General features: G+C 63.9%; 24 protein-coding genes. 9 read left to right on the plus strand and 15 right to left on the minus strand.

Annotated features, from left to right (window positions below; translation table 11 throughout):
- Positions 1–113: 113 nt before the first annotated feature.
- Positions 114–1,364, minus strand: coding sequence for a CdaR family transcriptional regulator (locus N536_RS0135145; protein WP_029117893.1), 1,251 nt, complete (start codon positions 1,362–1,364; stop codon positions 114–116).
- A 101-nt stretch (positions 1,365–1,465) separates the two neighbouring features.
- On the opposite strand from N536_RS0135145, the gene N536_RS41045 reads away from it, so the two are divergent.
- Genes N536_RS41045 through N536_RS0135165 form a run of 4 tightly spaced genes read left to right on the plus strand, consistent with a single transcriptional unit; the run spans position 1,466 to position 4,059 of the window.
- The gene (locus tag N536_RS41045) at positions 1,466–2,164 is read left to right on the plus strand and encodes a VOC family protein (RefSeq protein ID WP_155948875.1); all 699 of its coding nucleotides are present in this window, start codon (positions 1,466–1,468) and stop codon (positions 2,162–2,164) included.
- A gap of 3 nt (positions 2,165–2,167) precedes the next feature.
- The gene (locus tag N536_RS0135155) at positions 2,168–2,722 is read left to right on the plus strand and encodes a carboxymuconolactone decarboxylase family protein (protein WP_029117894.1); all 555 of its coding nucleotides are present in this window, start codon (positions 2,168–2,170) and stop codon (positions 2,720–2,722) included.
- A 39-nt stretch (positions 2,723–2,761) separates the two neighbouring features.
- Entirely contained in the window at positions 2,762–3,679 is a 918-nt protein-coding gene (locus N536_RS40425) for a fumarylacetoacetate hydrolase family protein (protein WP_051575004.1), read from the plus strand.
- Entirely contained in the window at positions 3,679–4,059 is a 381-nt protein-coding gene (locus tag N536_RS0135165) for a nuclear transport factor 2 family protein (RefSeq protein WP_029117895.1), read from the plus strand. Before N536_RS40425 ends, N536_RS0135165 begins: the two co-directional genes overlap by 1 nt.
- 165 nt (positions 4,060–4,224) lie before the next feature.
- Here N536_RS0135165 and N536_RS0135170 read toward each other — a convergent pair whose 3' ends face one another.
- From N536_RS0135170 to N536_RS0135205, 8 genes are read right to left on the minus strand one after another with little or no spacing between them, the layout of a single operon-like run.
- The gene (locus N536_RS0135170; RefSeq protein WP_029117896.1) at positions 4,225–5,703 is read right to left on the minus strand and encodes an MCE family protein; all 1,479 of its coding nucleotides are present in this window, start codon (positions 5,701–5,703) and stop codon (positions 4,225–4,227) included.
- A 1-nt stretch (position 5,704) separates the two neighbouring features.
- A complete protein-coding gene (locus tag N536_RS0135175) occupies positions 5,705–6,835 on the minus strand; it encodes an MCE family protein (RefSeq protein ID WP_036438794.1) in 1,131 nt (376 codons plus the stop codon).
- Positions 6,836–6,849: 14 nt separating this feature from the next.
- Positions 6,850–8,160 (minus strand): MCE family protein, encoded by a 1,311-nt coding sequence (locus tag N536_RS0135180; protein ID WP_029117898.1) that lies wholly within the window; start codon positions 8,158–8,160, stop codon positions 6,850–6,852.
- Complete coding sequence (locus N536_RS0135185) at positions 8,160–9,530, minus strand: MCE family protein (RefSeq protein WP_029117899.1); 1,371 nt, start codon at positions 9,528–9,530, stop codon at positions 8,160–8,162. Before N536_RS0135185 ends, N536_RS0135180 begins: the two co-directional genes overlap by 1 nt.
- Complete coding sequence (locus tag N536_RS0135190; protein WP_029117900.1) at positions 9,527–10,555, minus strand: MCE family protein; 1,029 nt, start codon at positions 10,553–10,555, stop codon at positions 9,527–9,529. The genes N536_RS0135185 and N536_RS0135190 overlap by 4 nt, the downstream gene beginning before the upstream one ends.
- Before the next feature lie 40 nt (positions 10,556–10,595).
- The gene (locus tag N536_RS0135195; protein ID WP_029117901.1) at positions 10,596–11,981 is read right to left on the minus strand and encodes an MCE family protein; all 1,386 of its coding nucleotides are present in this window, start codon (positions 11,979–11,981) and stop codon (positions 10,596–10,598) included.
- 3 nt (positions 11,982–11,984) lie between these two features.
- A complete protein-coding gene (locus N536_RS0135200; protein ID WP_029117902.1) occupies positions 11,985–12,839 on the minus strand; it encodes an ABC transporter permease in 855 nt (284 codons plus the stop codon).
- A complete protein-coding gene (locus tag N536_RS0135205; RefSeq protein WP_197040315.1) occupies positions 12,836–13,564 on the minus strand; it encodes an ABC transporter permease in 729 nt (242 codons plus the stop codon). The genes N536_RS0135200 and N536_RS0135205 overlap by 4 nt, the downstream gene beginning before the upstream one ends.
- A 494-nt stretch (positions 13,565–14,058) precedes the next feature.
- On the opposite strand from N536_RS0135205, the gene N536_RS40430 reads away from it, so the two are divergent.
- The 4 genes from N536_RS40430 to N536_RS0135225 are packed head-to-tail and all read left to right on the plus strand — an operon-like array spanning position 14,059 to position 19,764.
- On the plus strand, positions 14,059–15,912 hold the full coding sequence (locus N536_RS40430; protein ID WP_064751621.1) for an NAD(P)/FAD-dependent oxidoreductase: 1,854 nt from the start codon (positions 14,059–14,061) through the stop codon (positions 15,910–15,912).
- The gene (locus N536_RS0135215; RefSeq protein WP_029117904.1) at positions 15,905–16,933 is read left to right on the plus strand and encodes an alpha/beta hydrolase fold domain-containing protein; all 1,029 of its coding nucleotides are present in this window, start codon (positions 15,905–15,907) and stop codon (positions 16,931–16,933) included. The genes N536_RS40430 and N536_RS0135215 overlap by 8 nt, the downstream gene beginning before the upstream one ends.
- Positions 16,934–16,982: 49 nt before the next feature.
- Entirely contained in the window at positions 16,983–18,833 is a 1,851-nt protein-coding gene (locus N536_RS40435; protein WP_064751622.1) for an FAD-dependent monooxygenase, read from the plus strand.
- Between the two features lies 1 nt (position 18,834).
- A complete protein-coding gene (locus N536_RS0135225; protein ID WP_029117905.1) occupies positions 18,835–19,764 on the plus strand; it encodes a VOC family protein in 930 nt (309 codons plus the stop codon).
- A gap of 15 nt (positions 19,765–19,779) precedes the next feature.
- Here the strand turns inward: N536_RS0135225 and N536_RS42745 are convergent, their stop codons facing one another.
- The 6 genes from N536_RS42745 to N536_RS0135255 form a co-directional block, all read right to left on the minus strand.
- Positions 19,780–20,805 carry an AraC family transcriptional regulator gene (locus tag N536_RS42745; RefSeq protein WP_081809519.1) on the minus strand — a complete coding sequence of 342 codons (1,026 nt, stop codon included), beginning with the start codon at positions 20,803–20,805 and terminating at the stop codon, positions 19,780–19,782.
- Positions 20,806–20,815: 10 nt separating this feature from the next.
- The gene (locus N536_RS40445; protein ID WP_197040312.1) at positions 20,816–21,454 is read right to left on the minus strand and encodes a TetR/AcrR family transcriptional regulator; all 639 of its coding nucleotides are present in this window, start codon (positions 21,452–21,454) and stop codon (positions 20,816–20,818) included.
- Between the two features lie 83 nt (positions 21,455–21,537).
- A complete protein-coding gene (locus tag N536_RS0135240; RefSeq protein ID WP_029117906.1) occupies positions 21,538–23,118 on the minus strand; it encodes an acyl-CoA synthetase in 1,581 nt (526 codons plus the stop codon).
- Positions 23,115–24,038 (minus strand): NADP-dependent oxidoreductase, encoded by a 924-nt coding sequence (locus N536_RS0135245; RefSeq protein ID WP_029117907.1) that lies wholly within the window; start codon positions 24,036–24,038, stop codon positions 23,115–23,117. Before N536_RS0135245 ends, N536_RS0135240 begins: the two co-directional genes overlap by 4 nt.
- A gap of 54 nt (positions 24,039–24,092) precedes the next feature.
- Positions 24,093–25,016: a VOC family protein gene (locus tag N536_RS0135250; RefSeq protein ID WP_029117908.1), complete on the minus strand. Its 924-nt coding sequence runs from the start codon at positions 25,014–25,016 to the stop codon at positions 24,093–24,095.
- A 13-nt stretch (positions 25,017–25,029) separates the two neighbouring features.
- Positions 25,030–25,893, minus strand: coding sequence for a fumarylacetoacetate hydrolase family protein (locus N536_RS0135255; protein ID WP_029117909.1), 864 nt, complete (start codon positions 25,891–25,893; stop codon positions 25,030–25,032).
- Positions 25,894–26,108: 215 nt separating this feature from the next.
- Here N536_RS0135255 and N536_RS42750 point away from each other — a divergent pair.
- The coding region (locus tag N536_RS42750) for a GntR family transcriptional regulator (RefSeq protein WP_197040313.1) at positions 26,109–26,613 on the plus strand (505 nt) is incomplete at its 3' end.

Genomic DNA, 26,613 nt, shown 5'->3' on the forward strand with positions numbered 1-26,613 from the left:
AGGCGGATGCCAGAACTTATTTGGAACCGTTGTGCTGAGAGACCAAATTCTGTGCCGCCCTGTGGAGGGGGACGAAGTCGAGCGCGACTGTTGTGTCGAGAGGACGAGGATCGCTAAGCGAACACGACTGGACCGAGCCAGCGGCAGGCCAGCAAGGACAGTTCGAGATCGAGCTGCCCTTCTCGCAGTGACCGGCCGCATAATCCCTCAGCGCGTCGGATCCGGTACTGCACCGTGTTCTTGTGGCACTGCAGGCGTTCGGCTGCCGCCGTGAAGCTGCGCCCGCAGTCGAGGAATGTCGCCAACGTCGTGCGCAATTGTTCGGTCTGCTCGTCGTCGCGGCACAGCTCACCCAAGGTCTCGACCACCCAATCTCGTGCGCGATCGAGATCCTGGCACAGGAACGTAATGCTGGCGACAGCCTGATACGGCGTGACGGAGGTAGCACGTTCGCCGCCAGCCAGCGCCACGGTCTGTGCCGACGTCGCGTGTCGGTGCGTGCGCACGAAGCCGTCCACTCCGGCGGCCGGAGTACCGACTGATGCGCGGATCTGCTGGTTCGCGGCGCGGATGCTGTCCTCAAGTTCGACCGTCGGATTCTTGTTCCCGGTCCCGGTAAGGCACAGCCAGCCCCACGCCGTCGCCTCGTCACGCGCAACGATCAACGGCGCCTGCCGGCAACCCAGTCGCTCGGCGCAGGACTCGATGACACGCTGGACCTGTAGGGATTCATTTCCCAGGTGACTACTCGCGGTATGCCAAGCGACGACACCGACATGCACCCCGTCGAGGCCGTAGCCGAGCTTGGACTCTGTCTTGGATATGTCAATCTGTCGACCGGTCAACAACGCTTGAACGTTCTCGAGTCGCGCGGCGCCCTGCTGGTGGAGCCAGCGTTCGCGTTCGGCGTTGTACAGCGGACTGATTCGTTCGCATACCCGGTCGACGTAGCCGTGTACGAGCCGATTCGCCTGCTCCAGTGCCGGAGCGAAATCGTCGTTGCTGTCGGCGATGCGCACCAGTTCGAGCATGCACAAGGTCGCCATGCGCGCGCCCGCTAGGTAGTAGGCCCGAAGTAGCGCCGTAAGGGGGACCCCCCGCTGGGCGAGCCAATGCGCAAACTGTACCGCCCCGAGCGGCACCTCCACCGCGTCGAGGTCGGCAGGGTGGCGCAGCAGATGGGCGAATGTCGAGACGTTCGCCTGGGCGCTGGCGAGTAGCCGCTCGTGGGCGAACTCGTCGATGCTCAACACGTCGATCGATTCCAGCACCTGCGCGGTGAGTCCCGCGCTGATCGCGGCCATCTCATCGCCGATACGGCTGGACAGCTCGGCCAGTGCGTCGCCCGTACGCGTGATCGTCATGCTCGTCCTCTTGGCACAAAGCCCTCGCTCGACTACCTACTTCTCCACAGGGTGGCACAGGTCTTGGTCCCTCAGCACAACGGTTCCGCATCGCGCGAATTGTGGATCCTCCACCGCTCTTTCCGGCTGTCCAGGAATTGCGGCAATGCATACGCTCAAACCCATCGCGGGCGCGCGTCCGCGGCCGTGCTTCTCAGCGGATCTCGAAGGAGGGCGTGATGTCGGTGAGTGTGCCGCAGACTCGTGGTGTGTCGCATGTGGCGTTGAATTCCGGTGATATGGCCAGAACCGTCGAGTTCTATCAGAAGTTGGGCATACCACTGGTCAAGACGATGACGCTGCCGACCGGTGATGGTCAGCACTTCTTCTTCGACGTCGGAAACGATGCGACGTTGGGATACATCTGGTGGAACGACGAGGTGGCTCAGTCAGCGCAGCAAGGTCACGATATTCGTGACGGCTGCATGAATCATATTGCGGTTCACATCGATCCAGCTGATGTGCAGGCGTGGTGGGACCTGTTGTCGCGCACGGATCTGACGTGGGCGTTCATGGACCACAAGGCCGATGCCGATCTGGCGGTGGTGTGCAATGACATCGGCAAGCTTGACGAGGACACGTTCGCTGCGTCGTTCTACGTGCAGGATCCCGATGGCGCCCAGATCGAGTTCACGGCGTGGTATCCGGCGTGGGAGCGGATCGGCAACGGCGACGTGCCGATGACCACCCGGCGGGCTGACCGCAAGACAGAATGGACGACGGGCATCATCGAAGTCGCCAACAGTCTGAGCAAGGCCTAGTAAGTGGCGCGGTTACCGTATCCAGCGCGCGATCAGCTGCTGCCCGAGTTGGTGGATCTGCTCAACGGCTTGCCCCACAACAACATTACCGAGATGCTTGCCCATGCGCAGTCGCTGATCGAGCCGTTTCTGCGGATGGCGCAGGCGAATTTCAGCGCTCTGGAACTCAGCGACCGCCAGCGTGAGTTGGTGATCCTGACAGTGGCAGTACTCGCTGAGTGTGACTACGAGTTCGTACAGCACGTGCCGATGTTTGAGGCGGTCGGTATCGATGCTGATCTGCGCGACCGGATCCGAAGCGGCGACTTCGAAGCCCCAATCGACGTCGGGGAGCGTGCGCTGCTGTCTTTTGTCGCCGCGGTTGTCCGGGCACCACGAGTTAGCGATGCGGTCTTTGCGGCGGCGCGGCGCAATCTCAGTGAGCGCCAGATCGTCGAGGTATTGCAAGTGGCTGGGTTCTACTGGGGGCTGGGCCGGATGTGCACCGTGCTGGATCTCGAGCTCGACTTCCCCGAGGGTTTGGATTCGATTACGGCCGTGGCCAATATGCGCCGCTGATCAGTCCGCGATGCATAGTTCAAGATAGGTGGGTTTAGCGTGCGGATTGCAAATTTGTCGGGTCGTCTCGTCCTTGTTACCGATGAGGGCGCGATCGATGTCGAGAAGGCTAGTACCGGCCGGTTCTCGTCGGATCCACAAGGGGTTTATGAGCGGTGGTCGGAGTTCGTGGACTGGGCCAAAACAGCCACGGGAGAAGCGGTCCCATTCGACCTGGTGGACCTGGGTCCACCGGCGCCGCGTCCCGTGCAGGTGTTCGGAATCGGAGCCAACTACCGCAGCCACGCGGCTGAGGGCGGGATGGCCGTGCCCGAGTGGCCCATGATCTTCACCAAGTACCCGTCGTCGTTCACCGGTCCCGTCGGCGAGATCGAGTTGCCCTCCGATGCCGTGGACTGGGAAGTGGAGTTGGTCTTCGTCGTCGGACGACTGGCGCGCAACGTCCCCACCGAGCAGGGCTGGGATTACGTTGCGGGGCTGACGGTCGGCCAGGATCTGTCCGATCGCGAGGTGCAACTGCGTGGTGGTGAGCTCCCGCAGATGAGCATGGGCAAGTCGTTGCCGGGCTTCAGCCCGATGGGTCCGTTCCTGGTGACGCCGGATGCGCTGCCCAAGGCCGACGCATTGGCGATCAGTTGCAGCCTTGATGGCGAAATGCTGCAGGAGGCGAACACCGCGGATTTGGTGTTCTCGGTTCCGGCGTTGGTGGCTGAGCTCTCGGCGATGGTGCCGCTGCTGCCGGGAGACGTGGTGTTCACCGGGACCCCGGACGGGGTGGGCCTTGTCCGCAAACCCCCGCGTTTCCTGCAACCCGGCGAGGAGCTCGTCACCCGTATCGAGGGCTTAGGCGAGATGCGGCACACCTTTCGCCGCGCAGCGCACGCGCGCAGCGGAAGCGACCAGGCCGCACTACAACGACTCGTCGCATTACAGGGCAGTCACACCGCGAGCGACTGATGACCACACCCGCCGAACGAACGGCCACCGACTTCGCCAGCGCGATCGAGAGCGGCGACATCGATTCGCTAAACAGAATCTACGACGCGAACTTTCGGATCTGGCACAGCTTCACCGGCGCGACGCAGACCCGGGATGAAAGCATGGCTATGCTGCGTCAGATCTGCCAGATCGGCAGCATCAAGTACGAGATCCTAGAGCGGCATGTCGTCGGGGGCCGCGTGATTCAGCGCCACAACGTCCACTTCACCAGCAAGACCGGTGCGACAATCGTCATTCCGGCGGCCGTGTTCATTACCGTCGACGGCACACGCATCACCGCCATCGACGAATACGTCGACGGTACTCAGAGCGCCGAGGTCCTGAACCTGATTCGCTGACGGCGCTCGCTGATATTCCGCAGTAACGTTCATCGAACTTCCCCACCCGTGTGGTACCGCCAATGGGCGATCGCCCGACGCACCGGACGTCACCGCAAGACGATCCGCAATTGTCTGAACGGCACCAGCGCCCAAGAAGAGCACCGCGCGGACCACGCGATGTCGTCAGGTTCCGGCGGGTGGGGTCAGCATCTCTTGCCAGGTGGGCGCTTTCGGTGCCTGTTGAGCCAGATCAGACTGTGTGTACGCCCGACCGTCGGGGCCGACGTAGGTTCCGGTGGTTGGGTCGTACTCGGCCGCTGCGATCGGTGGCAACGTGGCGCCCGGTGGGGGAGGGACCACGCCAGGCAGTCGGATGCGGTCTGCGGGTGGAGCACCCGGTGGCAGCTGCGGAATATCTTGTCCGGACAACGTTGCGTTCGGATCGCCCTTCCAGTTGTAGCCGTCGTTGAGTGGCACGTACTGCTCATCGCTCTCACACATCTTCACCGTAGGCGCGCGTTTGCCAGGAACCGTCAGGCAAGGGTAGTTGCGGGCACCGCGCACGGCGATCATCGGCGAGTCCTGGGGTATCCGGCAGTACAAGTCGCCGACGGGTCGGGAGGGGGCGTCTTCGAAGTTGGGTGTTCGCATCTGCTGTGCCGGCAGGAACCCGGTGGTGCATGCCGGCGGCACGTTGACGTTGAGGTTGAAGTCGATGGCGGCGCCGGGATGCTTGGTGTTCCGATCGGCGAGACCGGCGCCTTGTATGTTGGCCGTGCCCAACGGCAACAACACCAGTAGCTGCTCGATGGCTGGCTGGTAGGCGATCGCGACCTGATTGATGCTGACCAGGTTGGCCAGCAGCACCGGCAGTGTGGGCTTGATGCGGTCGATCAATTGCCGGGCTTGGTCTACCGCGCCCGGAGCCTGCTCGAGGAACCCTGCCACCGCCGTGTCGTTGGATCGCAGCTGTCGGGTGATGTTGGCCAGGTGCGCCGCCCACGCGTGGACGGCCTCTTCGCTGTCGGTCTGTGAGTCCAGCACCGGCTTGGATTGGTCGACCAGGGAGGTGAGCGGATCCAGATTGGTGCGCGCGTCGATCGCCAACGCGGTGGAGCCCTTGACGATGCGCGATATCTCCGGACCAAGACCACCGAACGCGGTGGCGGACTCGTCAATGACCGTCTTCACGTTGTCCCGTGGGATGGCCTGCAAGCCTCGATTGGTGGCGTCGAGCAGTGTACTGATGTCCGACGGTACCGACGTGCGACCGACCGGAATCACGTCGCCGTTCTTCAGTGGTGATCCGTGGTCGCTGCGCGGTACTAGCGCGACGTACTGTTCACCAGCTCCAGATACGCTGTGCACCTGCGCGTCCAGGTCCGAGGGGATGTGAAGGTCGGAACGCAAGGACAGCACTGCGTCGACGCCGGTGTCGGTGAGGCGCACCTCGGCGACGCGTCCGACCTCGGTGCCGCGGTAGGTGACGTTTCCGTTTTGATACAGTCCGGCCGCGCGGGGCAACTGCACGGTGACGGTGTACTGCCCAACCCCCAGCAGGGCGGGCAGCTTGATGTAGCCGAAGATCATCAGGGATCCGGCGACGACAGAGATGACCACGAAGATCGTCAATTGGATCCGGATCCATCGGGTGAGCCGCACGCTATTTTCCTTGATCCGTGCGATAGGGAACGACCAACGGATTGCCGGCCGTATACGGACTGGGCATCTGACCGATCGTGCGGCCCCATTGCAGCTCGAGTTTGGTGAGGTCGCCCTCAAATCGCGTGCCGGTGAAGAACGACGAATCGATGCGACTCAGAGTGAGGTCGACGGTGAGAGACAGGTTGGCGTAGTCGCCGCGCACCCAATTGGTGATGGTCTCCTTGGGCCACGGGTAGGTGGCCAAGAAGCTGAGTGAACGGGTCATCGCGGGCCCTGCGTTGGCCAACGATTCCAAGACTGGTCCAAAATCCTTGAGCTCCTGTGTCAGTGCGCCTTTGGTTTGGTTGACTGTGTCCGTGGCGAGTGCACTGAATCTGCCGAACGTGTCGATCGCCGTGATGAGGTTGTCTCGCTGGTCTTTGAGCACGTTCAGCGCATCCGGAATGGTGCGGATCGCCTTGTCCAGCACCGGCTTCTGGTCGGCGAACTGGCCCACGAGGTCATTGAAGCTCTCGGTGGCCGCGATGATGTCTCCGGTCTGTTCGTTGAGATGTCCGACGAACTCGTCGATCTGGGTGATGAGACTCTTGAGGTCTTGCTCGCGACCGGCGAAGGCGGTGGCGAACGCGGCGGTGATGTCTTGGATTTGGCCGATACCGCCGCCGTTGAGCAGGAGCGACACGGCGGCAAGCGTCTGATCGCTACTCGGGTAGGCGCCCGCGTTCGTCAACGGAATGACCGATCCGTTGTGCAGCTTTCCTTCTGGCGTTACGCCAACCGGGGGCGATAGCTCGATGTGCAGTGAACCCAACAAGCTCGTCTGGCCGAGCGTGGCGGTCGCATTGGCCGGCAGGTCGACGTCACCGTTGAGTCTCATGGTGACTAGCGCGTGCCAGCCCTCCCGTTCGACCGTAGTGACGGTGCCGACGTTCGCGTCGCCCACTCGCACCCGCGAGTTCGGCGAAACGTAGGCCACGTCGGGCATCTGGGCCTTGATCTCATAGGACCCCGATTCGCCGCCCTGTGTCCCAGGCATCGGCAATGAGTTCAGACCGTGCCACTCGCAACCCGTGAGGCCGGCGGCCACCACGACCACGGAGACGCCAGAGCCGATGCCGCGCAATGCCATCCTGGTGATGATGTTCACGAGCCTCCCCCGGGCGGCGCCATCATGCCGGTCAGGCCCTGTGCTGGGTCGGTGGCGACGACGGTGGATTCGGCGGCCAGCGGTCCCGCGTTGACCGGTGGTGGCGATGGCTGTGCCGGCGCGTTGTCCTGCGGCTGGACGTAGTCGGGTCGCATCCAGTCTTCGCTGTAGGTGACTTCATTGGGCCGCGCCGAGGCGCCCACGATCAGGTTCTCGCCGATTGGGGGGAAGTTGTACTGACGGTTCTTGATGATGGGCGCGAGGTATTGAACGCAGAGCTTCGCCGACTGTTCGGCACCCAGGCGTGACGCGGCCTGAATAGCCCCGCATAGAAAGCTGATCGGGTTGGCGAAGTTGTTGATCGCGAAATCTCCGGAGAGCGCGGCCTGTGCCGGCTGGTAGATGTTGATGAAGTTCTGAAACGCGGTCGGCGCGACGTGCAGTGTCTGTTTGATGTCGCCCAGACTGTCGTTGACGGCCTGGGAAATCGACGACAGCCTGTCGGTCGTGGTGCCCAAGGCTTCGCGGTTGTCGGCGATGAAGCTCGTCGTGTCCCCTACGACGGCGTTCAGGTCTGAGATCGCCTGTCCCACTTCGTCGGGTTGGTTGGCGAGCAGCCCAGTCACCGAAGCCAGGTTGGTGTTGAGTTGCCGCAGCAACGCCGAACTGTCATGCAGGGCGGACACCACCACCGAGAGATTCTTGATCGTGGAGAAGATGTCATTGCTGTGGTCGCCGACGATTGAGAATGCCTGCGACATCTTGATGATGGCGTCGCGGATGTTCGTGCCTTGACCGCGCAGGTTGTCGGCCGCCGTGTCGATGAAGGCACCCAGTGTGCTGACACCGCCCGGCTGGGTGGGTTGCATGGCCACGGTCAGCTTGTCCAGCTGCGCGCGCAGGTCATCCCACTCCAGTGGGACTGCGGTGCGGGTCTGGGGGATCACCGCGCCGCTGCCCAGCACCGGGCCCCCGGTGTACACGGGTGTCAGCTGGATGGCCCGCGCGGTGACCAACTGGGGCGACAAGATCGCGGCGCGCACTTCGGCAGGCACTTTGAGGGTGTCATCGACCCAGAATGAGATCTTCACCCTGTTGGGCTCGGGGTCGATCGTGTCGATCGCGCCCACCGCCACGCCGAGGACGCGGACCTCGTCGCCGGGAAACAGGCCGTTGCTGTTGTCGAAATAGGCGACGAGGTGCGTTCTGTCCATCTTGTTCAGCGATTGGGCCGCGACCACGAGCCCGCCGACCAAGGCCAGCGCCAGGACCACCGCAAGGCCGATCCTCGCGTTGCGTGTTTTCATCACTGTCCTCCTTCGGAGGGCGTTGGTGTCGGCCCGGCTGGCGGGACCTCGTTGGGGGCGGTCTGGTAGACCGGGGCTGGGCTCGGCCCCGGTGTGGACGCCACGCCGGGCGCCGCGTTCGCTGGCGGACCGGGTGGCGGACCCCCTGGCGTTGGTGCGGGCAGCGGCTCTCGGTATGGGTAGCAGCCAGTAGGCCCAGGTAAGGGCAGCCCGGTCGGCCCGCAACCCTGGTCACCCGGCGTGCCGGTGATCGCTTCGGGCAGTGTGAGATTGGGCTCCCCGCCTTGGCCCGTTCGTGGGTAGGGGATCGGCAGTGGGGGAGTGGCGGGCTGACCGGTCGGCGGGTCGGTGCGCTGCGACGGCAAGAGCACGTGGGGGTCCAGGCCAAGGTCGGAGAACGCGGCGTCGACGAATGGCTGAATGAATTGACCCGGTAGTAGGTTTGCCAGATAGGCCTTGAAGAACGGGCCGGATGCGACGGCTTCGCCCAGTGACATCGCATAGGCGTTAAGCGATTTGATCGCCTCTTGTATCCGCCCCTTGCGGTTGTCGACGATCGTCAGGACACCGTTGAGCTTGTCGAGGGCGGGACGCAGCTGTGCCTTGTTGTCCTGGATGAAGCCGGATAGCTGTTTGGCAAACGCCGACAGGTTGCCCGAAACCTCGTCCAACGCACCGCTTTGTGATCGCAGCTGAGCGAGTAGAGCGTTGGTGTCGGCGACGAGGCCTGCGATCTGGTCGGCGCGCTCTGAGAGCACGGAGGTGGCCTTGTTGGCGTTGGTCAAGAGATCGCGGAGCTGTTGATCGTGAGTATCCAGGACCTGGGAGAAGCGCGCCACACCGTCGACCGCCGCCTTGAGATCCGGCGGCGTGTCGTGGAAGGTCTGCGACAGGGTGGCCAGCGCGTCGGATACCGCGGTGGTGTTCAGTCCGGTGATGGTGGTCGACAGATCACCGAGGGCATCGGGCAGCTGGTAGGGAGACCTGGTGCGCTCCAATGGAATCGGTGCAGATAGCTCGCCGCCACCGCGTGGGGTCACCTGCAAGACCTTCGCACCCAGTAGCGTCTTGGTCCGGATGTTGGCTTCGCTGCTCTCGCCCAGGCGCACACCGTCATCGACATCGAACGCGACCAAAACCTGCGAACCGTCTAGCCTCACAGACGACACTTGTCCTATCCGAAGCCCCGCGACCTGTACCGGAGCTCCGGTTTTCAGGCCGCCGGCTTCGGCGAAGTAGGCCGAGTAGTGCTTCTCGGAGTTAACGATTGGCAGTTTGTCGTAGGTCAATGCAAGCGCGACGATGCCCGCTACGAGCGAGATGCCGATCGCTCCGATGACGAATGGACTTCGTTCAGCGAAAGACTTCATTTCGGTGTGCACCGTCCCGAAGACTGACCCACGAGTTTGATGTAGACGGGCTGTCCCCCTTTGCCGTTGAGCTTTAAGGACATGTCGCAGAGGTAGTAGCTGAAGTAGTCACCGTTCATGCCCATCCTGGCCAGTGCCTTGTATGAATCTGGCAGCGTGTTGAGTAGGTCGTCGAGGTAGTCGTGGTCGGCGACCGCGATCGAAGCGGCACGATCCGTTTGTGCGACGGTGTTCTTGAACGGCGGCCTGGCCTGCAGGAGCAGATCGGCGATCGTCGCCGACGAGGCATCGGTGTAGGCCACCGCGTTGCTGATGTCCGTCTTGTGTTCCGCCAGGCCCTTGACGATCTCCGACAGCGAGTCGACTGTCTTGCGGACCTGGTCGCGCTGGGCGCCCAGCGTTCCGAGTACCGCGTTGAGACTCGTAATGACCTGTCCGATGAGCTCGTCGCGGTCAGCGAGGGTAGTGGTCACCGCCGCCGTTTGGCTCAGAAACGATCCGATCGTGGTGCCCTCGCCCTGAAGGGCCTGGATGAGCTGACTGGATAGGGCATTGACCTGTTGGGGGTCGAGCGCACGAAACAGCGGCCGGAAGCCGCCCAGCAGGACGTCGAGATCCAACGCCGGTTCGGTTCGATCTACCGCGATGGTGCCCCCCGGGTTGAGTCTTTCCACACCGCCGGCGCCCTCTAGTAGTGCCATGTAACGGGTGCCGATCGGGTCGGCCCACCGCAGCGCGGCCTTTGTGCCCTGAGTGAGCACCACCGTCGGGTCGGCGGAGAACTCAACGACTGCGAGGTTGTTCTGGTTGATCGAGATCTTCTTGACCTTGCCGACCTCGACCCCCGCGATGCGCACGAAGTCACCCTCGGTCAGGCCGCTGACGTCGGTGAATTCAGCGTGGTACGTCCGCTCGGCTTGGATCCGCACCTGAGCAAAGACCGCCATCAATGAGACCGCACTCACCACGCAGACGACCACGAACACGGCGAAGCCGATGACGGCGCGTCGCAAGCTCTTCGTCATGGCCATATTCCTCGATGCCTATTCGGTCGGATGGGGCTGTTCACGGCGCCGGTGGCGCTGATTCGGCCGGGGGCGGCCCGGGCGGCGACGGCTCGGGGGTGGGTGCTGGAGGCACGCCGGGCCACAGCGGCGTTCCGTCCGGGCTGTACAGCGGGGCACCGTACGGAGGCGCCCCCGGGTAGGGGATCGGCCCAGGGGCTGGCCCCGGTAGGCACTGGCGGATGGTGGGCGGTCGCGGCGCGGCGCGCGTCACCGGGAGGTAGTCGGCCCAGCACGGGTGCCCGAGACCGGGGTTGGGCCGTAAGTCCAGCCCGGTACCCCAGCCGGTGTTGGTCACCGTGGAGCGCACCGGGAAGTTCTTCGCGACATCGGGTAGTGAACCGCAGCTGGGATTGCCGCCCGGGCCGCCCTTAGCGGCCACGATCGGAAGGTTGTCCGGGTACTGGTACGGGTCGTCGCCGAGCAACACGGCAGCGTCCACGACCGACGAATAGCCGTTGCCTCCGGTGGTCGCGTATCCGCCGTTGTCCAGGTAGTACTTGGCGCCGACGAGGAGGCAGGTGTACTCCGGGTTGTACTTCATCAGCAGGTCGGTGGTCGGCTGTAACCCGTTGATGGCGTTGACGACGTTGTCCTTGTTCTGCCCGAGTAGTTCGACGCCGCTATTGGACAATCCAATCGCACTCAGCAGGAAGGCATCCAGATCCTTGGCGTGGTTCGTGATGGTCGTGCTGGTGGTGCTGGCCGCGTCCAGTGTGGCCAGAATGTCTTGGGCTGCAGCGGCATAGGTGTCGCTGAATCCCTTGAAGGAGCGCCAGTCCTGCGTGATGGTGTCCATTCGTGGATTGATCGCGAGCAGCACTTGGTTGGCGGCGGTCGTTGCTTCGCCGATCCGTTCGCCCTGCCCGCGCACGCCGTCGGCGAGCGCGGTCACCGTGGCGTTCAGCTTGGACACGTCGATCTCACCCAACAGCCCGACCAGGTTCTCGAATACCGTGTTGATTTCGGTGCTGACATTGCGCGACACCAACACCGCCCCCGCGGCCAGCCTGTTCGGGGTGGGCGCATCGGGAGGGGTGAGCTCGACGTACTTGGCGCCGAACACGGTGGTGGCCTTGATCTCGGCTTGCACATTGGCCGGGATGTAGCGCATCTGGTCGGGGAACATGTCCAGCTTCAGGCTGGTCGTGCCCGTACCCCCGGTGACCGCGGCAACACGGCCCACTTCGACGTCGTGCAGCTTGACCTTCGCGCCGGGCTCCATTACGAGTCCGGTGCGATCCGATGTCAAAGTCACTGGCACGTAAGCGTTGAACGATCCGACGAAGAACGCCGAACACACCATGACGATCGACGCGACCAGGGCGAAGAGGGCGAGAGCCCACCACGCTGGGTGTATTCCCCGAAAGCGTCTCATGGCCTCCATTGGCTAACCCGCGTAGTGAAAGTTGCCGGACTGGCCGTAGATGGCCAGTGAGAGGAACAAGACGACGAACACCGCGGCGATCAGAGAGGTGCGAACGGATCGACCGACGGCCTCGCCGACGCCTGCCGGGCCGCCGGAGGCGGTGAATCCGTAATAGGTGTGGACCATCATGATCACGACGGCCATCGCAATCGCTTGAAAGAAGGACCAAATCAGATCTGTCGGATTCAAGAACGTATGGAAGTAGTGGTCGTAGACACCCGTCGACTGTCCGTAGACGAAGGTGGTGGTGAACCTGGCGGAGAAGTATGCGGTCAACATCGCCACGCAGTACAACGGGACGACCACGATCACCCCGGCTACGACCCGGTTCGACGCCAGGTAGGCGATCGATCGAATACCGATCACCTCCAAGGCATCGATCTCCTCGTTGATGCGCATCGCACCAAGCTGAGCGGTTGCGCCGGCGCCGATCGTTGCGGCCAGTGCGATACCGGCGATCACCGGGGCGAGTAACCGGGTGACGAAGTATGCGGACGCGAAGCCGGTCAGCGCCTCGGTACCGAAGCTGGAGAATTGGTTGTAACCCTGGATGCCGACCAGGCTGCCTACCGACAGGGTCAGAAATCCGACGACGGCGACCGTTCCGCCGATGAGCGCCAGTGCCCCTGAGCTCAGGCTCATCTGAGCGACCAGCCGCACCATCTCGCTTCGGTAGTGCAAGAACGCGTCTTTCATCGAAAGCAGAATCTTGGCGTAAAACTGTGCCTGCGTTCCGATTACGGTCAAGGTGTCGAGCGGGCTCGCAACTGCGCTGCGCAGGCGGGGGTATCGCCTGCTGGGAACGCTCGCTGTCATATCGTGACCTTCACGCCCACGGCGGTTGCGACGATGTTGATTGCGAACAAGGCCACGAACGTGAACACCACCGTTTCGTTGACGGCGATCCCGACGGCCGCGGGTCCACCGCCAACCGAAATTCCCTTGTAACAAGCGATTAGGCCAGCTGACAGTCCGAACACCGCGGCCTTGATCCAGGCGACGACGACGTCGGCGCCGTGGGTGATGGTCGTCAGGCTGGCCACGAACGCACCCGGCGTGACGTTCTGTACGTATACCGAGAAGACGAAACAGCCGACCAACCCGACCAGGATGACCACGGAGGACAACAGGGTTGCGACCACGGTAGCGGCCAGCACCCGGGGCACGACGAGCGCCTGAATCGGATTGACACCCATCACCCTGAGCGCGTCGAGCTCCTCGCGAATCGTGCGGGCACCAAGATCAGCGCACATGGCCGTGGCGCCCGCTCCAGAGACGACCAGCACCGTCACGACCGGGCCGACTTGGGTGACGGTGCCCCATGCGGCGCCGGTGCCGGAGTAGTCGGCTGCGCCGAAGTCCGTTATCAGAATGTTGAACGTAAAGATCAGTAGGACGTCGAGTGGAATGGCCAGCAGCATCGTGGGAAGTAGCGACACACGGGCCACAAACCAGCACTGCAACAGGAACTCTCGCCACGCAAATGGTCTGCGTGGGATCAACACCAACGTGTCCAACGCCATCGCGAAGAAACCGCCCATCGCGCGAACCGGTTTGGCGGCCCTCGCGTCCGAGACCCTTGTCAGACCGTCGTCAAAGCGAGCGGACCAGGAGGAACCAGATCCGTCGACGGTACGCCCGTCGGGTGTGGTCTGTGGTTGCTCAAGCAGCGAAACCCTTGCGTGCGATGACTCAGTGTCGAGACCGAAGCCGCCGATGGGAATTTCGTCACTCGCAATGTCGCTGGTGCCGACCACCTCGTCGTCGAAACGGGTCATCACTACGTTTCCCTCCGTGCCAGCATGCGCTGACTTCTGGCGAAGGTAGGGCGTGACGAACCCGGAGGAACAGCCGGATTCCGCCGCGTTTCATCCGTCGTTGGCATGGCCGTGCGGTCCTGATGCCCCCTGATCGACGTGGCCAGTCCCGGACTATGTATGGCTCAATCTGGCTGGCTCCTCAAACTCGCGCGTCCTAGCTTGAGATCCCAGTGGGCTGCGGGTCTGCCACGGCAACGACGTCATCAGGAGGGGACTTGTCCAATAGTCCAGGAGATTCAGCAATCGACGAGGAACGCAAGCGTCAGCTGGCCGAGAAGTATCGCGTAGAGCGGACCAAGCGACTTTCGTCGAAGGGCAATGCGCAATACATCAGCGTCGACGGTGAGTTCGCCGAGTTCGGCCGTGACCCTTACGTCGAGAGCCCACCCTCCCGAACGCCGTCGTCGGAGTCGGTCGACGTCGTGATCGTAGGCGGCGGTATCACCGGCCTGTTGACGGCAGTGGAGCTGCGACGGGCCGGCGTTTTCAGCTTTCGTATCGTCGAGAAAGCCGGCGACTTCGGCGGAACGTGGTACTGGAATCGCTATCCCGGCATTGCGTGCGACTGCGAATCATTGATCTACATGCCGTTGCTGGAAGAGCTTGGTTACACGCCGTCGGCGAAATACGCGCCGGGGGAGGAGATTGCGGCGCATCTGTGCCGGATCGGTGAGAAGTTCGGCCTGTACCAAAACTCCCACTTCCAAACACAAGTGACGGAGATCCACTGGTCGGCGTCGGATGACCGGTGGATGGTCAACACCGATCACGGTGATCAGACTCGGGCCCGGTTCGTCGTGCTGAGTGGCGGTCCATTGCACCGGCACAAGCTCCCGGGGATTCCTGGCATCAAGGACTTCAAGGGCAAGCAATTCCACAGCAGCAGATGGGATTACGGGTATACGGGCGGTGGACCGCGCGGTGGGCTCGACAAGCTGCGCGATAAACGCGTCGCGGTGGTGGGCACCGGATCAACCGGCGTGCAGATCGTGCCGGTGGTCGCGCGCTACGCACATCATCTGTATGTGGTGCAGCGCACCCCGTCCGTCGTCGACAGCCGGGACAATGCCCCGCTCGAGCCGGGATGGGTGGATCGCCAAGACCCTGGCTGGCAGCGTCGGCGGATGGAGAATTTCGACGTCCTCCTTGGCGGGGACCCGCGAGACACCGACATGGTCGGCGACAAGTGGTCTGCCATCTGGGGTGGCGCCGGACAGGCCAGAACGGCGGAATCCCCCGAAGCTGCCGCGGCCTTGATGGAAGAGATGGACGTCGCGGAGATGGAGCGGATTCGGGCGCGTGTGGACCAACTGGTCGACGACCCCGTCACGGCTGCGGCGCTCAAACCCTATTACGGCAGGTTCTGCAAGCGGCCGACCTTCAATGACGACTATCTGCCGACGTTCAACCGACCGAACGTTACCCTCATCGACACCGACGGCAGGGGCCTGGACCGCATCACCGAAGGCGGGATCGTGTTCGACGGCCACGAGTATCCGGTTGACTGCATCGTTTACGCCACTGGATTCGAGTTCGCCGTGGCCGTCACTCGGTCAGGCGGGTTTGAGGTGTATTCGCCCAGCGGGGAGACGCTTTCGGAGCGCCGCACGCAGAGCCTCGGATCTCTGCACGGAATCTCCATCCACGGATTCCCCAACTTGTTCATCATCGGCGGGCTGCACCAAGCGGGGTTGTCCATCAACTCGCCCCTGGTGTTCGGCGACCAAGCACGCCACGTCGCGAGCATCGTCAAGTACGCATTGGACCAAGGCGCCAGCACCGCGGAAGTCCGGCCCGAGGCGCAACAGCGGTGGGGCGAGGTGATTGCTGAGAAATCCAACTTCAACCCCGAGACCAGCCGTAGCTGCACCCCCGGCGCTTACAACAACGAAGCCGACGAGAAAGCAGCACCAGGGGTGTTCGCAACCGCGTACGGCGGTGGTCCGCTCGAGTATCTCAAACTACTCGAGACCTGGCGGGCGGACGGCATCAAGCGGGACCTGCACCTCGGATCGGGCGCAGCGGAGTCCGTTTCAGAGTCCGAAGCAGTCGACGCACGCCATGGCTGACCTACGAGATGACCCGCGTGCGGACCCGCGCATGGTGGCCGCCATGGCCGCGTTCGGTTTGGACCGTGGGCAACCACAGCCCGATGTGTCGCCGTCTTCGTCACGCGAGCAGTTGCTGAGCTACGTGGCCGACGCCGAGGTAGGTTTCTGTGCGGTGTTCGACGCCTTGGCGTCGGGTCTTGAACCGGTCACCGGGGTTTCACGCGATGCCGTCACCATCTACGGTCCGGACGGGAACCAAATCCCGCTGCAGATCCACCGTCCCGCCTGGCACGTCGGCGCCAGCTTGCCGTGTGTGGTGCACCTCCACGGCGGCGGTGGAGTCATCCTCAGCGCCGACGACTCGTGCTATGTCCGGTGGCGCGACGAGCTCGCCGCGCATGGCACCGTGGTAGTTGGAGTGGAATTCCGCAACGCCGGAGGCAAACTCGGAAGCCACCCCTATCCGGCAGGCCTCAACGATTGCGTCGCGGCGACGGAATGGGTGTTGGCCCGCCAATCCGATCTGGATATCGGCAACGTCGTCGTGTCTGGCGAGTCAGGCGGTGGAAACCTGGCGCTGGGGGTGGCCCTCAAGGCCAACCGGGAGCAGTGGGGCCGACGGCCGCACGGTGTCTATGCGATGGCGCCGATGATTGCCAGCCCCTGGGAGAAGCCAGCGGCACTTCCGTCCCGGCGCGAGAATGATGGCTACTTCATCAGCTGTGCACTGTTGGCCATCATGGGAACCGTCTACGACCCGCTTGGCGCCCACGGCACTGACGCATTCTGTTGGCCGTATCACGCCGCCGACATCGATCTGCACGGGTTGCCGCCACATGTCATTTCGGTCAACGAGCTCGACCCGCTCCGCGATGAAGGGCTGGCCTACTGCCGTCGTCTGCTCGCCAACGGCGTCAGCGCCGTCGGTCGCACCGTGGCGGGCACGGTTCACGCGGCCGAGGTGTTCTTCCGCGCCGCAATGCCGGATGTCTACGCCGCCACCGTCCGCGACATCGTCGGATTCGCCCGGCAGCTGTGAGCGCCGCACTACCCGTCTTGCTACCCGATTCAGCCAAGGAGAGAACCACATGGTCACCTACGACATCACTGTCCCCGTACTGATAGTGGGGGGCGGTGGCGCGGGCCTGACGGCATCGATCCTGCTGTCGCAGTTAGGCGTCGAGAGTCTGCTGGTTTCGCGCTACCCGGCGACGTCGCAGCTGCCCAAGGCCCACCTCTTGAACCAGCGCAGCATGGAGATCTTCACCGACGTCGGTGTAGCGAGTGACATCCTGACCCGTAGCACGCCGCTGGAGAACATGCGTTATGTCGCCTGGTACTCCGGTTTGGCAGGCGACGGGCCACCGCAGCGGCACGGCCGGCGGCTGGCGATCGCGGAGGGCTGGGGTGGCGGCTACACCGACCCCGACTACATCGCCGCCAGCCCGTGCGCTTCGGCTAACCTGCCGCTGATCCGGCTGGAGCCGATCCTGAAGGCTCACGCGGAAGCAAGCCCGGCGGCGACCGTACGCTTCTACCACGAGCTGGTCGATCTTGAGCAGGACGCCGACGGCGCGACCGCCACGGTTCTCGACCGGGCCACCGACCGGCGATACCGTGTTCGGTGCTCGTATCTCCTGGGCGCGGACGGGGGCCGCACCGTCGGCGAGCTCGCCGGTATTCCCGTGGAGGGCATGACCAACCTGCGTCACGTCGTCAACGTTCACATGAGGGCCGACCTGTCGAGGTACTTCAGCGACCCCGAGCCGATGATCCGCTGGGTCTACAACCCCGACCGCCCTGAGCATCTCGACTACGGCTGTGTGTTGATCGGCGTCGGCCCAGACCACTGGGGGCACCAGTCCGACGAGTGGGTTGCCATCCTGCCCTATCCGTACGAGCATCCCGATGCCGCTGATCCGGCAAAGGTGATGCAGCGAGTGGGCGAATCCCTCGGCATACCCGACTTCTCACCGGAGGCGACCTACAACGTTGGCAAGTGGGTCATGGAAGGACTACTGGCACAACGGTTCTCCGAAGGCCGGGTCTTCCTCCTCGGTGACGCGGCCCACCGCCATCCACCCACGGGAGGGCTGGGCCTCAACAGCGCCATCCACGACGCCTACAACCTGTGCTGGAAACTGGCGGCAGTGCTGCAAGGGCGGGCAGGCGCTGCCCTGCTGGACACCTACGACTCCGAGCGCCGGCCCGTCGACGAAGCCAACGTCAACACCGCGGTCGGCGCAGCGATGAACCACAGCACCGTGGTCAACGCCCTGGGGCTCTCGTCGGCGAAGTCGGCGGAGGAGAACTGGGAAGCCCTGAGGCCATTGTGGAACGATCTGCCCGATTCGCCACGACGCCGCCATCAACTCAGCCAGGCCGTGGCTTCACATAGTTTCGAATTCCGGCAACACGGCGTCGATTTCGGCTACACCTACCACTCGGCGGCCATCGTTGACGACGGTTCGCCCGTACCGGAACCCATCGACCCAGTACGGATCTATGAACCCAGCACACGGCCGGGAAGCTCCTTGCCGCACGCCTGGGTGGAACGTGAAGGTGAACGCCTCGCGCTGGGATCGCTTGTCCACGGTGGCCACTTCGTGCTGATCGCCGGCGAAGACGGCATGGAATGGATTGACGCTGCGATGAAAATCGCTGCAGAGCGCGGTATTCCGCTCCATGCCACACGAGTTGGCTTCGGAGACGTCGACCACGTCGATGTGAGACTTTCGTGGCTCAAGCACCGCGGCATCCGCCCCGATGGCGCGGTACTGGTCCGCCCCGACCGATTCGTGGCGTTCCGCGCAGTCGAGGCCGTCAATGATCCGGTCGCGGTATTGAACTCAGTTTTCGATCAGATCCTCGCCGCGGGGGCAGGGCGAGGCCAGGCGCACCACGTCGGTGCGGCCGTATTAACAGGAAAGGAGGCGTGAGGTGTCAGTACACCGGCTAACCCACGTCACAATCGGAGTCCCAAGTCTCGATGAAACCGCGCGGTTCTATACCGACTTCGGCCTGACTCCAATCGAATCGACCGCCGATGGTTCGTCACGGCGGTTCAGCACCGTCGACGGCGGTGAACAGCTGATCCTGGTGCAAAGGCCGATTCGGCAGCTCGTCGAGATCGGAATCGGGGTGCAGGATCGCGACGACCTGGGGCGAATCGAATCACGATTGGCACATCAGGATGTCGACGCGCGAATCGACGGCGACATGCTGCGCGCTGCGGAACCGGCGACCGGGATTGCGGTGAAATTATCGGTGGTGGAGCCACTGCAACAGAAGATCGTGGTGGCCGATCAGAACTATCCGGGCGATATACGGCGCCCCGATGTGCGGGCACCCGCATTGTTTCGTGAAGCGCCGGTGCGGCCGCGCAAGCTGGGGCACGTGGTCTTCGGGTCGACCGACTACGCGACGTCGAAGCGGTTCTTCATGGATGGTTTGGGACTCAAGCTCAGCGACGAGGTCGCCGACATCGGGGCGTTCATGCGCTGCTCGCCCGATCATCACAACGTTCTGGTGCAGGCGGCCCCGGTGCCGTTCCTGCACCACACGTCTTGGGAAGTGGAGGACATCGACGAGATCGGTCGCGGCGCACACGAACTGCTCGCCGATCATCCCGAGCGGCACGTGTGGGGGATCGGCCGGCATTGGGTCGGATCGAACTACTTCTGGTACTTTCGGGATCCCGCCGGGAACATGTCGGAGTATTACTCGGACATGGACGAGATACTCGACGACCAGATCTGGGATCCGGGGATCTGGGGCCTGGACAAGGATCCCAACCACTGGGGTCCGCCCATGCCGCCGTCCTTGATCGAGCCCGACGATCTGGCTGAACTCATGGCCGGGCTGCATTGAGTCGGTGACCCGCCATCACCCTCCCCGGAGAGTCTCAGATGGCTTGCGGCCGAATCGACGTCGATAGTCGGCGGCGAATCGGCCGTAATGCCCGAAGCCCCACTTACGGGCAACGGCGGTAGCGGTGGTCGTGTCGGGTTCGGCGGCAACGAGGTCTTCGTGCGCCCGGGCAATCCGCACGTCGCGCAGGTAGGTCATCGGTGATGTGCCCACATAGCGACGAAAGCCGTCATCGAGCGCGCGAACGCTGAGCCCCACGGCTGTGGCGATGTCGGCGACGGTTTCGATCTCGGCTGGTCGGCTTTCGATGAACTCCAACGCGTTGCGGATCGGCTTCGTTGCCCGCACCGTCTTGGGCTCGGCCAGCTCCTCGGTGTAGTTATGCGGCTGGCTGACAAGCAGACCCGCAATGACGAGGTGCCCCAACCGGGCGGACATCGCGGGCACAGCGGCGAACCCGTCGGGCTGTACCAGCTCGTTCTGCAATAGCGACAGCGCGCGAGTGAATGGCGTCACCGTCAGTGCGGACAACTGCACATCGAACCGCAGCGGTGTTGTCACGGTGGCGCCCAGCATGTTGGCCAACTCGAATTCGACGGCCGACTGCTCGAGGACCACGGTCTCGATCCAACAATCATCGGTGAGGTACTCCACGGCCACCGGACCCGTGGAGATCACCGCTCCCGATTGGCCGCCAACCCGTACGATCTGCCCGTTGCTGCAGATCCCGGCTTCCCCGCGAATCGGTAGACAGACGGTGATCAGTGGGTAGTGTCCACAACGCGCTGTCAGACTCGAAACCCGGAGGCGCCCCACTCTGATGTTGGGCAGTTGGCAGGAGACAATCTCCAAACTCAAGCGCCGGTTATCCCGAGGCAGGACGGCCACCTCGAAATAGGCCTCACCAAACGCCTCGGTAGCCCCTTCGACATCGCTGGCCGACAACCGTTGCAGCCCAGGCGATCGCACGTCGGGACATGACGCATGGGTCGATGGCCCGTCTTCGAATGTCTGAGAATCGGTGCGGTCATCGACGATCACGCGGCTACTCCTATGTATCCGAATGCGCCACGGCCAGCGGCGGCCGGGGTTGATGGTCGCTCAGGGGCGTGGGCGCCGACAGGTCGCTGCGGCTCGCGCAGAGCGTGTCCATGATGAGGTCGAGGTACCGGCGCCACCCATTGGACCCGGGGTGCACCGAGGGCAGTATGCCCACCAACATCAGTACGATCCGCGGCACGTCTTCGGTCACCAGGTCCGAGCGGAACACGCCGTCGCGCTGACCGCGACGCACGATCTCGTCGACGGGTCCGATGAAGCGGTATGCGAGATCCATCGTCATCAGACCGCTACTCGCGGCCGCCGCTGCGGTGTTGGGGTCGTCGGCAAAGAACGACACCGCGCCACTCAACGCGATCCGCATCGCGTCGCGGGGATCGGGCTCTGTCTGCGCTCGCCGCAGCGCCGTCTCGACGACGTCGTCGAACCGCCGTTCCAGCACAACGCGCAGAAGAGCTTCCTTGGTGGGAAAGCGCCGATAGACGGTGGCGACACCGACACCGGCATCGGCCGCAACATCTTCCATCGCCGCGTCGGACCCAGCTCGCGCAAACACCTGCTGCGCACTGGCGACGATCCGCTCCACGTTCCGCGCCGCATCGGTGCGCAGGTTGTGCTGGGGTGTGGCCACGATCACACAATACCAAAACTGATAGGTATCTATCAAGTAATAGATGCATATCAAATGGTGTGGGGATGTGCGGCGCAGCGCGTTCAGCCACCACCGGCGAGGTCGGCATACTGCTCGCGCAATGTTCGCTTCAGGATCTTTCCGCTGGGGTTCTTCGGCAGGGCTTCGGCGAACACGACGTACTTGGGTCGCTTGAAACCGGCGAGCTTCGCCTTGGCGTGGGCATGAACGGCCTCCTCGGTCACACCGGCGCCAGGCTTGAGCACGACAACCGCAGTGACTGCTTCGACCCACCGCGGATGGCTGATGCCGAACACCGCGACCTCCGCGACGTCATCGATTTCGTAGAGCGCCTCTTCGACCTCGCGGCTGGCGACGTTCTCGCCACCGGTCTTGATCATGTCCTTCTTGCGGTCCACCACGGAGAGGTAGCCGTCACTGGTCATGACTCCCAGATCTCCGGAGTGAAACCATCCACCGCGGAAGCTCTCCGACGTCTTGGCCTCATCGCGGTAGTAGCCAAGCGTGGCGTGCGGACTGCGGTGCACGATCTCGCCGACCTCACCAGCCGGCACCGGATTGCCCTCGTCGTCGACGACCATGGTCTCGACGTTGATCGCCGGCTTGCCCGCGCTACCCGCGTACTCCAGTTGTTCCTCCGGACGCAGAATCGTGGCCACCGGCGCCATTTCGGTCTGGCCGTAGAAATTCCACAGCCGCACCTCGGGCAGGCGCTCCTGCAACTCGCGCAACACCTCCACCGGCATCGGCGAAGCACCGTAGTAACCCTTGCGCAGGCTCGACAGATCCGTCCCGTCGAAATCAGGGTGCCGCAGCAGCGAGATCCAGACCGTCGGAGGGCAGAACAGCTTGGTGACCCGTTCGCGCTCGATCGTCGCTAGCAGGGTGGCCGAATCGGGTCCCGGCAGAATGAAACTAGTAGCGCCGAGATAGACGTCGACCGAGAAGAAGCAATCGAGTTGGGCGCAGTGGTACATCGGTAGCGCGTGCACTTCTATGTCATCGCCGGTCATCCCACCGTCGATCGCACACGACACGTACTGGGCGATCAGCGAGCGGCTCGACAGCATGACGCCCTTGGGCCGCGACTCCGTGCCCGAGGTGTACATCAGGCGCAGCGGGTCGTCATCGGCGATCGGCACATCGACGGCAGAGGAGTCGCCGGTGTCGACCCAAGCGTCGACGTTCTCCCACTCGCCAGGCGGTGTCGTGCCCGACAGCCCGATCCAACCGCGAACTCCACCCACAAGGCCGGCAGAGGCCAACGCCTTCTCCGCCGTCGGAGCGAGCGCATCCTCGGTGACCAGACCGGCCGCTTCGGAATGGCGGAGGATGTAAGCGATTTCGTCAGCACCGAGCATGAAGTTCACCGGAACGAGGACAACACCGAGGCGGGCCGTGGCGAATGCCAGGACGGCGTATTGCCAGCAGTTGTGCGAGAGCAACGCCAACCGGTCTCCCTTGCCGAGGCCTCGGTCGGCCAACGCGCGTGCACATCGATTCACTCCTGCGTCGAACTCCGCGTACGTCATGCGGTATTCGCCCCCGACGACGGCGAGCTTGTCGGGGTAGCGCAACGCGGTGCGCCGCAAGAGATCTCCCACCGAATGCTGGCGAGCCCTGGCCACGGTATCGCTGTTCATGGCTTGGGTAGGACGACGATCTTGCCGTTGAGGTGTCCGTCGCGACTTGCCCGTAACGCCTTCGCCGTTTCGGCTAACGGATACGTCCGAGAAACCGCCATGGTGAGACGCCGCTCCTCGATGAGTGCGACGAGTTCGTGCAGCGCATTGCCCAGCTCACCGCCGGCTCCGCCGACGTGGACCTGGATACCGCTCGCGGCGGCGTCGAACGCGACCAGTGTGAGAACCCGCTCCGGCTTGCCGGTGAGTTCGATGGACAGCGGGATTTCACCACGACCGGAGGCGTCGAGAACGGCGTCGACACCGTTCGGAGCCACCGACCGCACCCTTTCGAGCAGTCCCTCGCCGTAGGTCACGGGTATCGCGCCGATCGATCGGAGGTAGTCGTGATTGCGTTCGCTTGCCGTGCCGATCACCGCCACGCCGCGCGCGGCTGCAAGTTGAACGGCGAAGGTGCCTACCCCGCCTCCGGCGGCGTGGATGAGTAGCGTCTCGCCGGCTTGGAGATCGAGTCGCTTCAGCACGGCATATGCCGTACCGCCCGCGCCCGAGAGCGATCCCGCCTCTTCCCAACTGATGTCGGCGGGCTTGCGGACGAGGCTCGCCGGCTCAGCGAGCGCATACTCGGCGAATGAACCCGTGAGCGCACTGCCCAAGACGGCATCGCCGACGGCGAATTCGTTGACGTCCGGACCGATCTCATCGACGATGCCTGCCACGTCGGAGCCCAGTCCGGCCGGGAACGTGAGCGGTCTCATATCACGCATGAAGCCTGCCACGATCTTCCATTCGATCGGATTGATTCCGGCCGCACGAACGGCGATCCGCACCTGCCCCGGTCCAGGTAGCGGTGCTGGGACGTCAACCACATGAAGTACGTCGAGGTCGCCGTACTCGTCGAATTGCACAGTCTGTGGCATGGTTTGGATCCTGTCTTTCTGAGATGTGTTGGGGGAGCGGGCTGAAGCGGGAGCTCAGCCAGCCTCGTGCGCACCGACCATGACGCCGGCGACGTCCTCGGGCATCACGAACGACGGTGGCGGCGGCGGCCCCCAATTGAATAGACCTCGTGCGCCTTCCAGCGTCTCGGGCTCCCAGAGCGCGTCGTCGACGATGCAGTCGAGGTCGGAGTAGTACTCCGAGAAGTTCCCGGCGGGGTCCTTCAGGTACCAGAAGAAGTTCGACCCGGCGTGGTGCCTGCCGAGCCCCCACACGTGGCGCTCGGGATGCTCGTCGAGCATCGCCATGGCGCCGCGCCCGACCTCGTCGATGTCGTCGACCTGCCATGCCGTGTGGTGCAGGAAGTTCACCGGTGCCTGCTGGACCAGCACGTTGTGGTGATCGGTCGAACACCGCATGAACGCGCCGCGGGAACCGATCGCGTCGCTGACCTTGAAGCCCAGACCCTCGGTGAAGAACTTCTGCGTGGCGGGCCCGTCGGTGGAGCCGATCACGACGTGCCCAAGCTTGCGGGGCTTGACCCGTCCCTCGCGCACGATGCCAGGAGCTCTGGTGTTGGCCCGCTCGACCCGGCCGGGACCGTTGTATGGCGTCGCCTTCACCATCGGCTGGTCCAGCCGGGGGCTGACGGTGAGGACGGCACGGAATCCCGCAATCGGCTCGTTGGCGATGAGGGTGTCACCGGCCAGTTCGACATGCAGGTCGAGGTGGTTCAGCGCGACAGCCACCCTGTCCAGGTCATCGCGGTCGTCCACGCCGATGCCGATCTCGACGAGACTGCGCCGAGCCGCATGCACGAGCCGGAACTGCTCACCGCCGTCTTCGGTGCGAAAGGCTCCGCCACCCATCGGCGTCAGGCCAAAGTCGGTGTAGTAAGCCGCGGTCTGCTCGACGTTGGGGACCCCAACCGTGACGGTGGTCAGGCGATGCAGTGGCATATCTGGTCCTTCCTCAAGAGACGTGGGTGATGTGGCGGGGCCCGGCCACGAAGGTGTTGCGGATCTGCCCGATTCCCTCAACCCAGGTGATCAGTTCTTGGCCGGGGGAGATGAAGCGACGCGGATCTCGCGCGACGCCAACACCACTCGGTGTCCCGGTGAAGATGAGGTCGCCCGGCGACAGCGGAACGACAGCGGAGAGCCGCTCGATGAGTGCCGGGACCGAGAAGATCAGATCGCCCGTGCGGCCCTTCTGCATTTGCTCGCCATCGAGGGCGCAACCGACTTCCAGGTCGTCGCGGTCGGTGAGTTCGTCAGGCGTGACGAGACACGGGCCCAGGGGAGTGAACCCGGGGAACGACTTCCCCAAACTGAACTGCGGCGCCGGCCCGGTCAATTGCAACGTCCGCTCGGACAGGTCCTGACCCACAGTGAGACCGGCGACGTGATCCCAGGCCTCGGCAGCGCTCACCCGATGTGCGAGGTGTCCGATCACGACGACCAGTTCGGCCTCCCAATCGACCGTGTCGGTGGGCAGTTGTACCCGCGCGTACGGACCGGTGATCGATGCGCGGAACTTGGTGAAGACTGCGGGTTCGGCGGGAGCCGAGACACCGCTTTCCGCGGCGTGCGACGCGTAGTTCAGGCCGATGGCGTAGACCTGCCCAGGCTCGGGGGTAGGTGGACCCAGCAGGGCTTCGTCGTAGGGTTCCGATTCACGTAGATCGGCGCCGGCCGCCCACGCCGCGAACTCGGTCCAACGCCCGTAGATCTCTTGCGGGTCGGAACCGAACTCTCCGCCACTTGCTCGTTCGACGTCAACTGCTCCCTTGTCCCTAAGCAGGACGAGGCGGCCGTCCAGATTTGCGACGCGCATCGAAGGGTTCTCCGTTTCTCGTGGTGGCGGTTGGTACGGGTCGGTGGCGGGCGACCGGAACACGTCGTCTCGATCGACACGCAAAGACTGTCGACAGAATAGACCAATTGTTGTTGGTTATGAAACCCGCGTTTGCAGTTAGTTGCTTGACATACGTGGGAACTGTCGACAGACTTCGCCTCACTGCACGCTTCGAAGATGAGGGGGTGATGGCGATGGTGGAGCAACCGTCCGGCTCTGTGACGGCGCCGGAGGCGGGTCGGGAAGCCGTCGGGCTCGATGCGGTGCACGACCTGTTGCGGGATCGGATCCTGCGCGGGGACTTGGCGCCGGGCTCGGTGGTCTCACAAGCCAACCTGGCCCGCGACCTGGGAGTGTCGCGCTCCCCGATCCGCGAGGCGTGTCGGATGTTGGAGCGCGAAGGACTGGTCGTCTCGCGCCACAATCACCGCATCCAGGTGGCCGACTTCTCTTCCAGCGACCTCGAACAGCTCTACGCCACCCGACTGGTCTTGGAACCGCTGGCGCTGACCGTGCGGGTGCCGTTGCTGACCGCGGCCGAACTCGACGAGATGACCAGTGTGCTCGACGAGATGCGCCGCGCCGCCGACGCGCGCGACTACGACCGCTTCACCGTCCCGCACGAACGGTTCCACGAGTTCTTCCGCCCCGACGCCGACGGCGGCCGCCTGGAGTTACTGATCCGCCAACTGTCCGATC

The organism is Mycobacterium sp. URHB0044, assembly GCF_000620625.1.
GTDB lineage: Bacteria > Actinomycetota > Actinomycetes > Mycobacteriales > Mycobacteriaceae > Mycobacterium.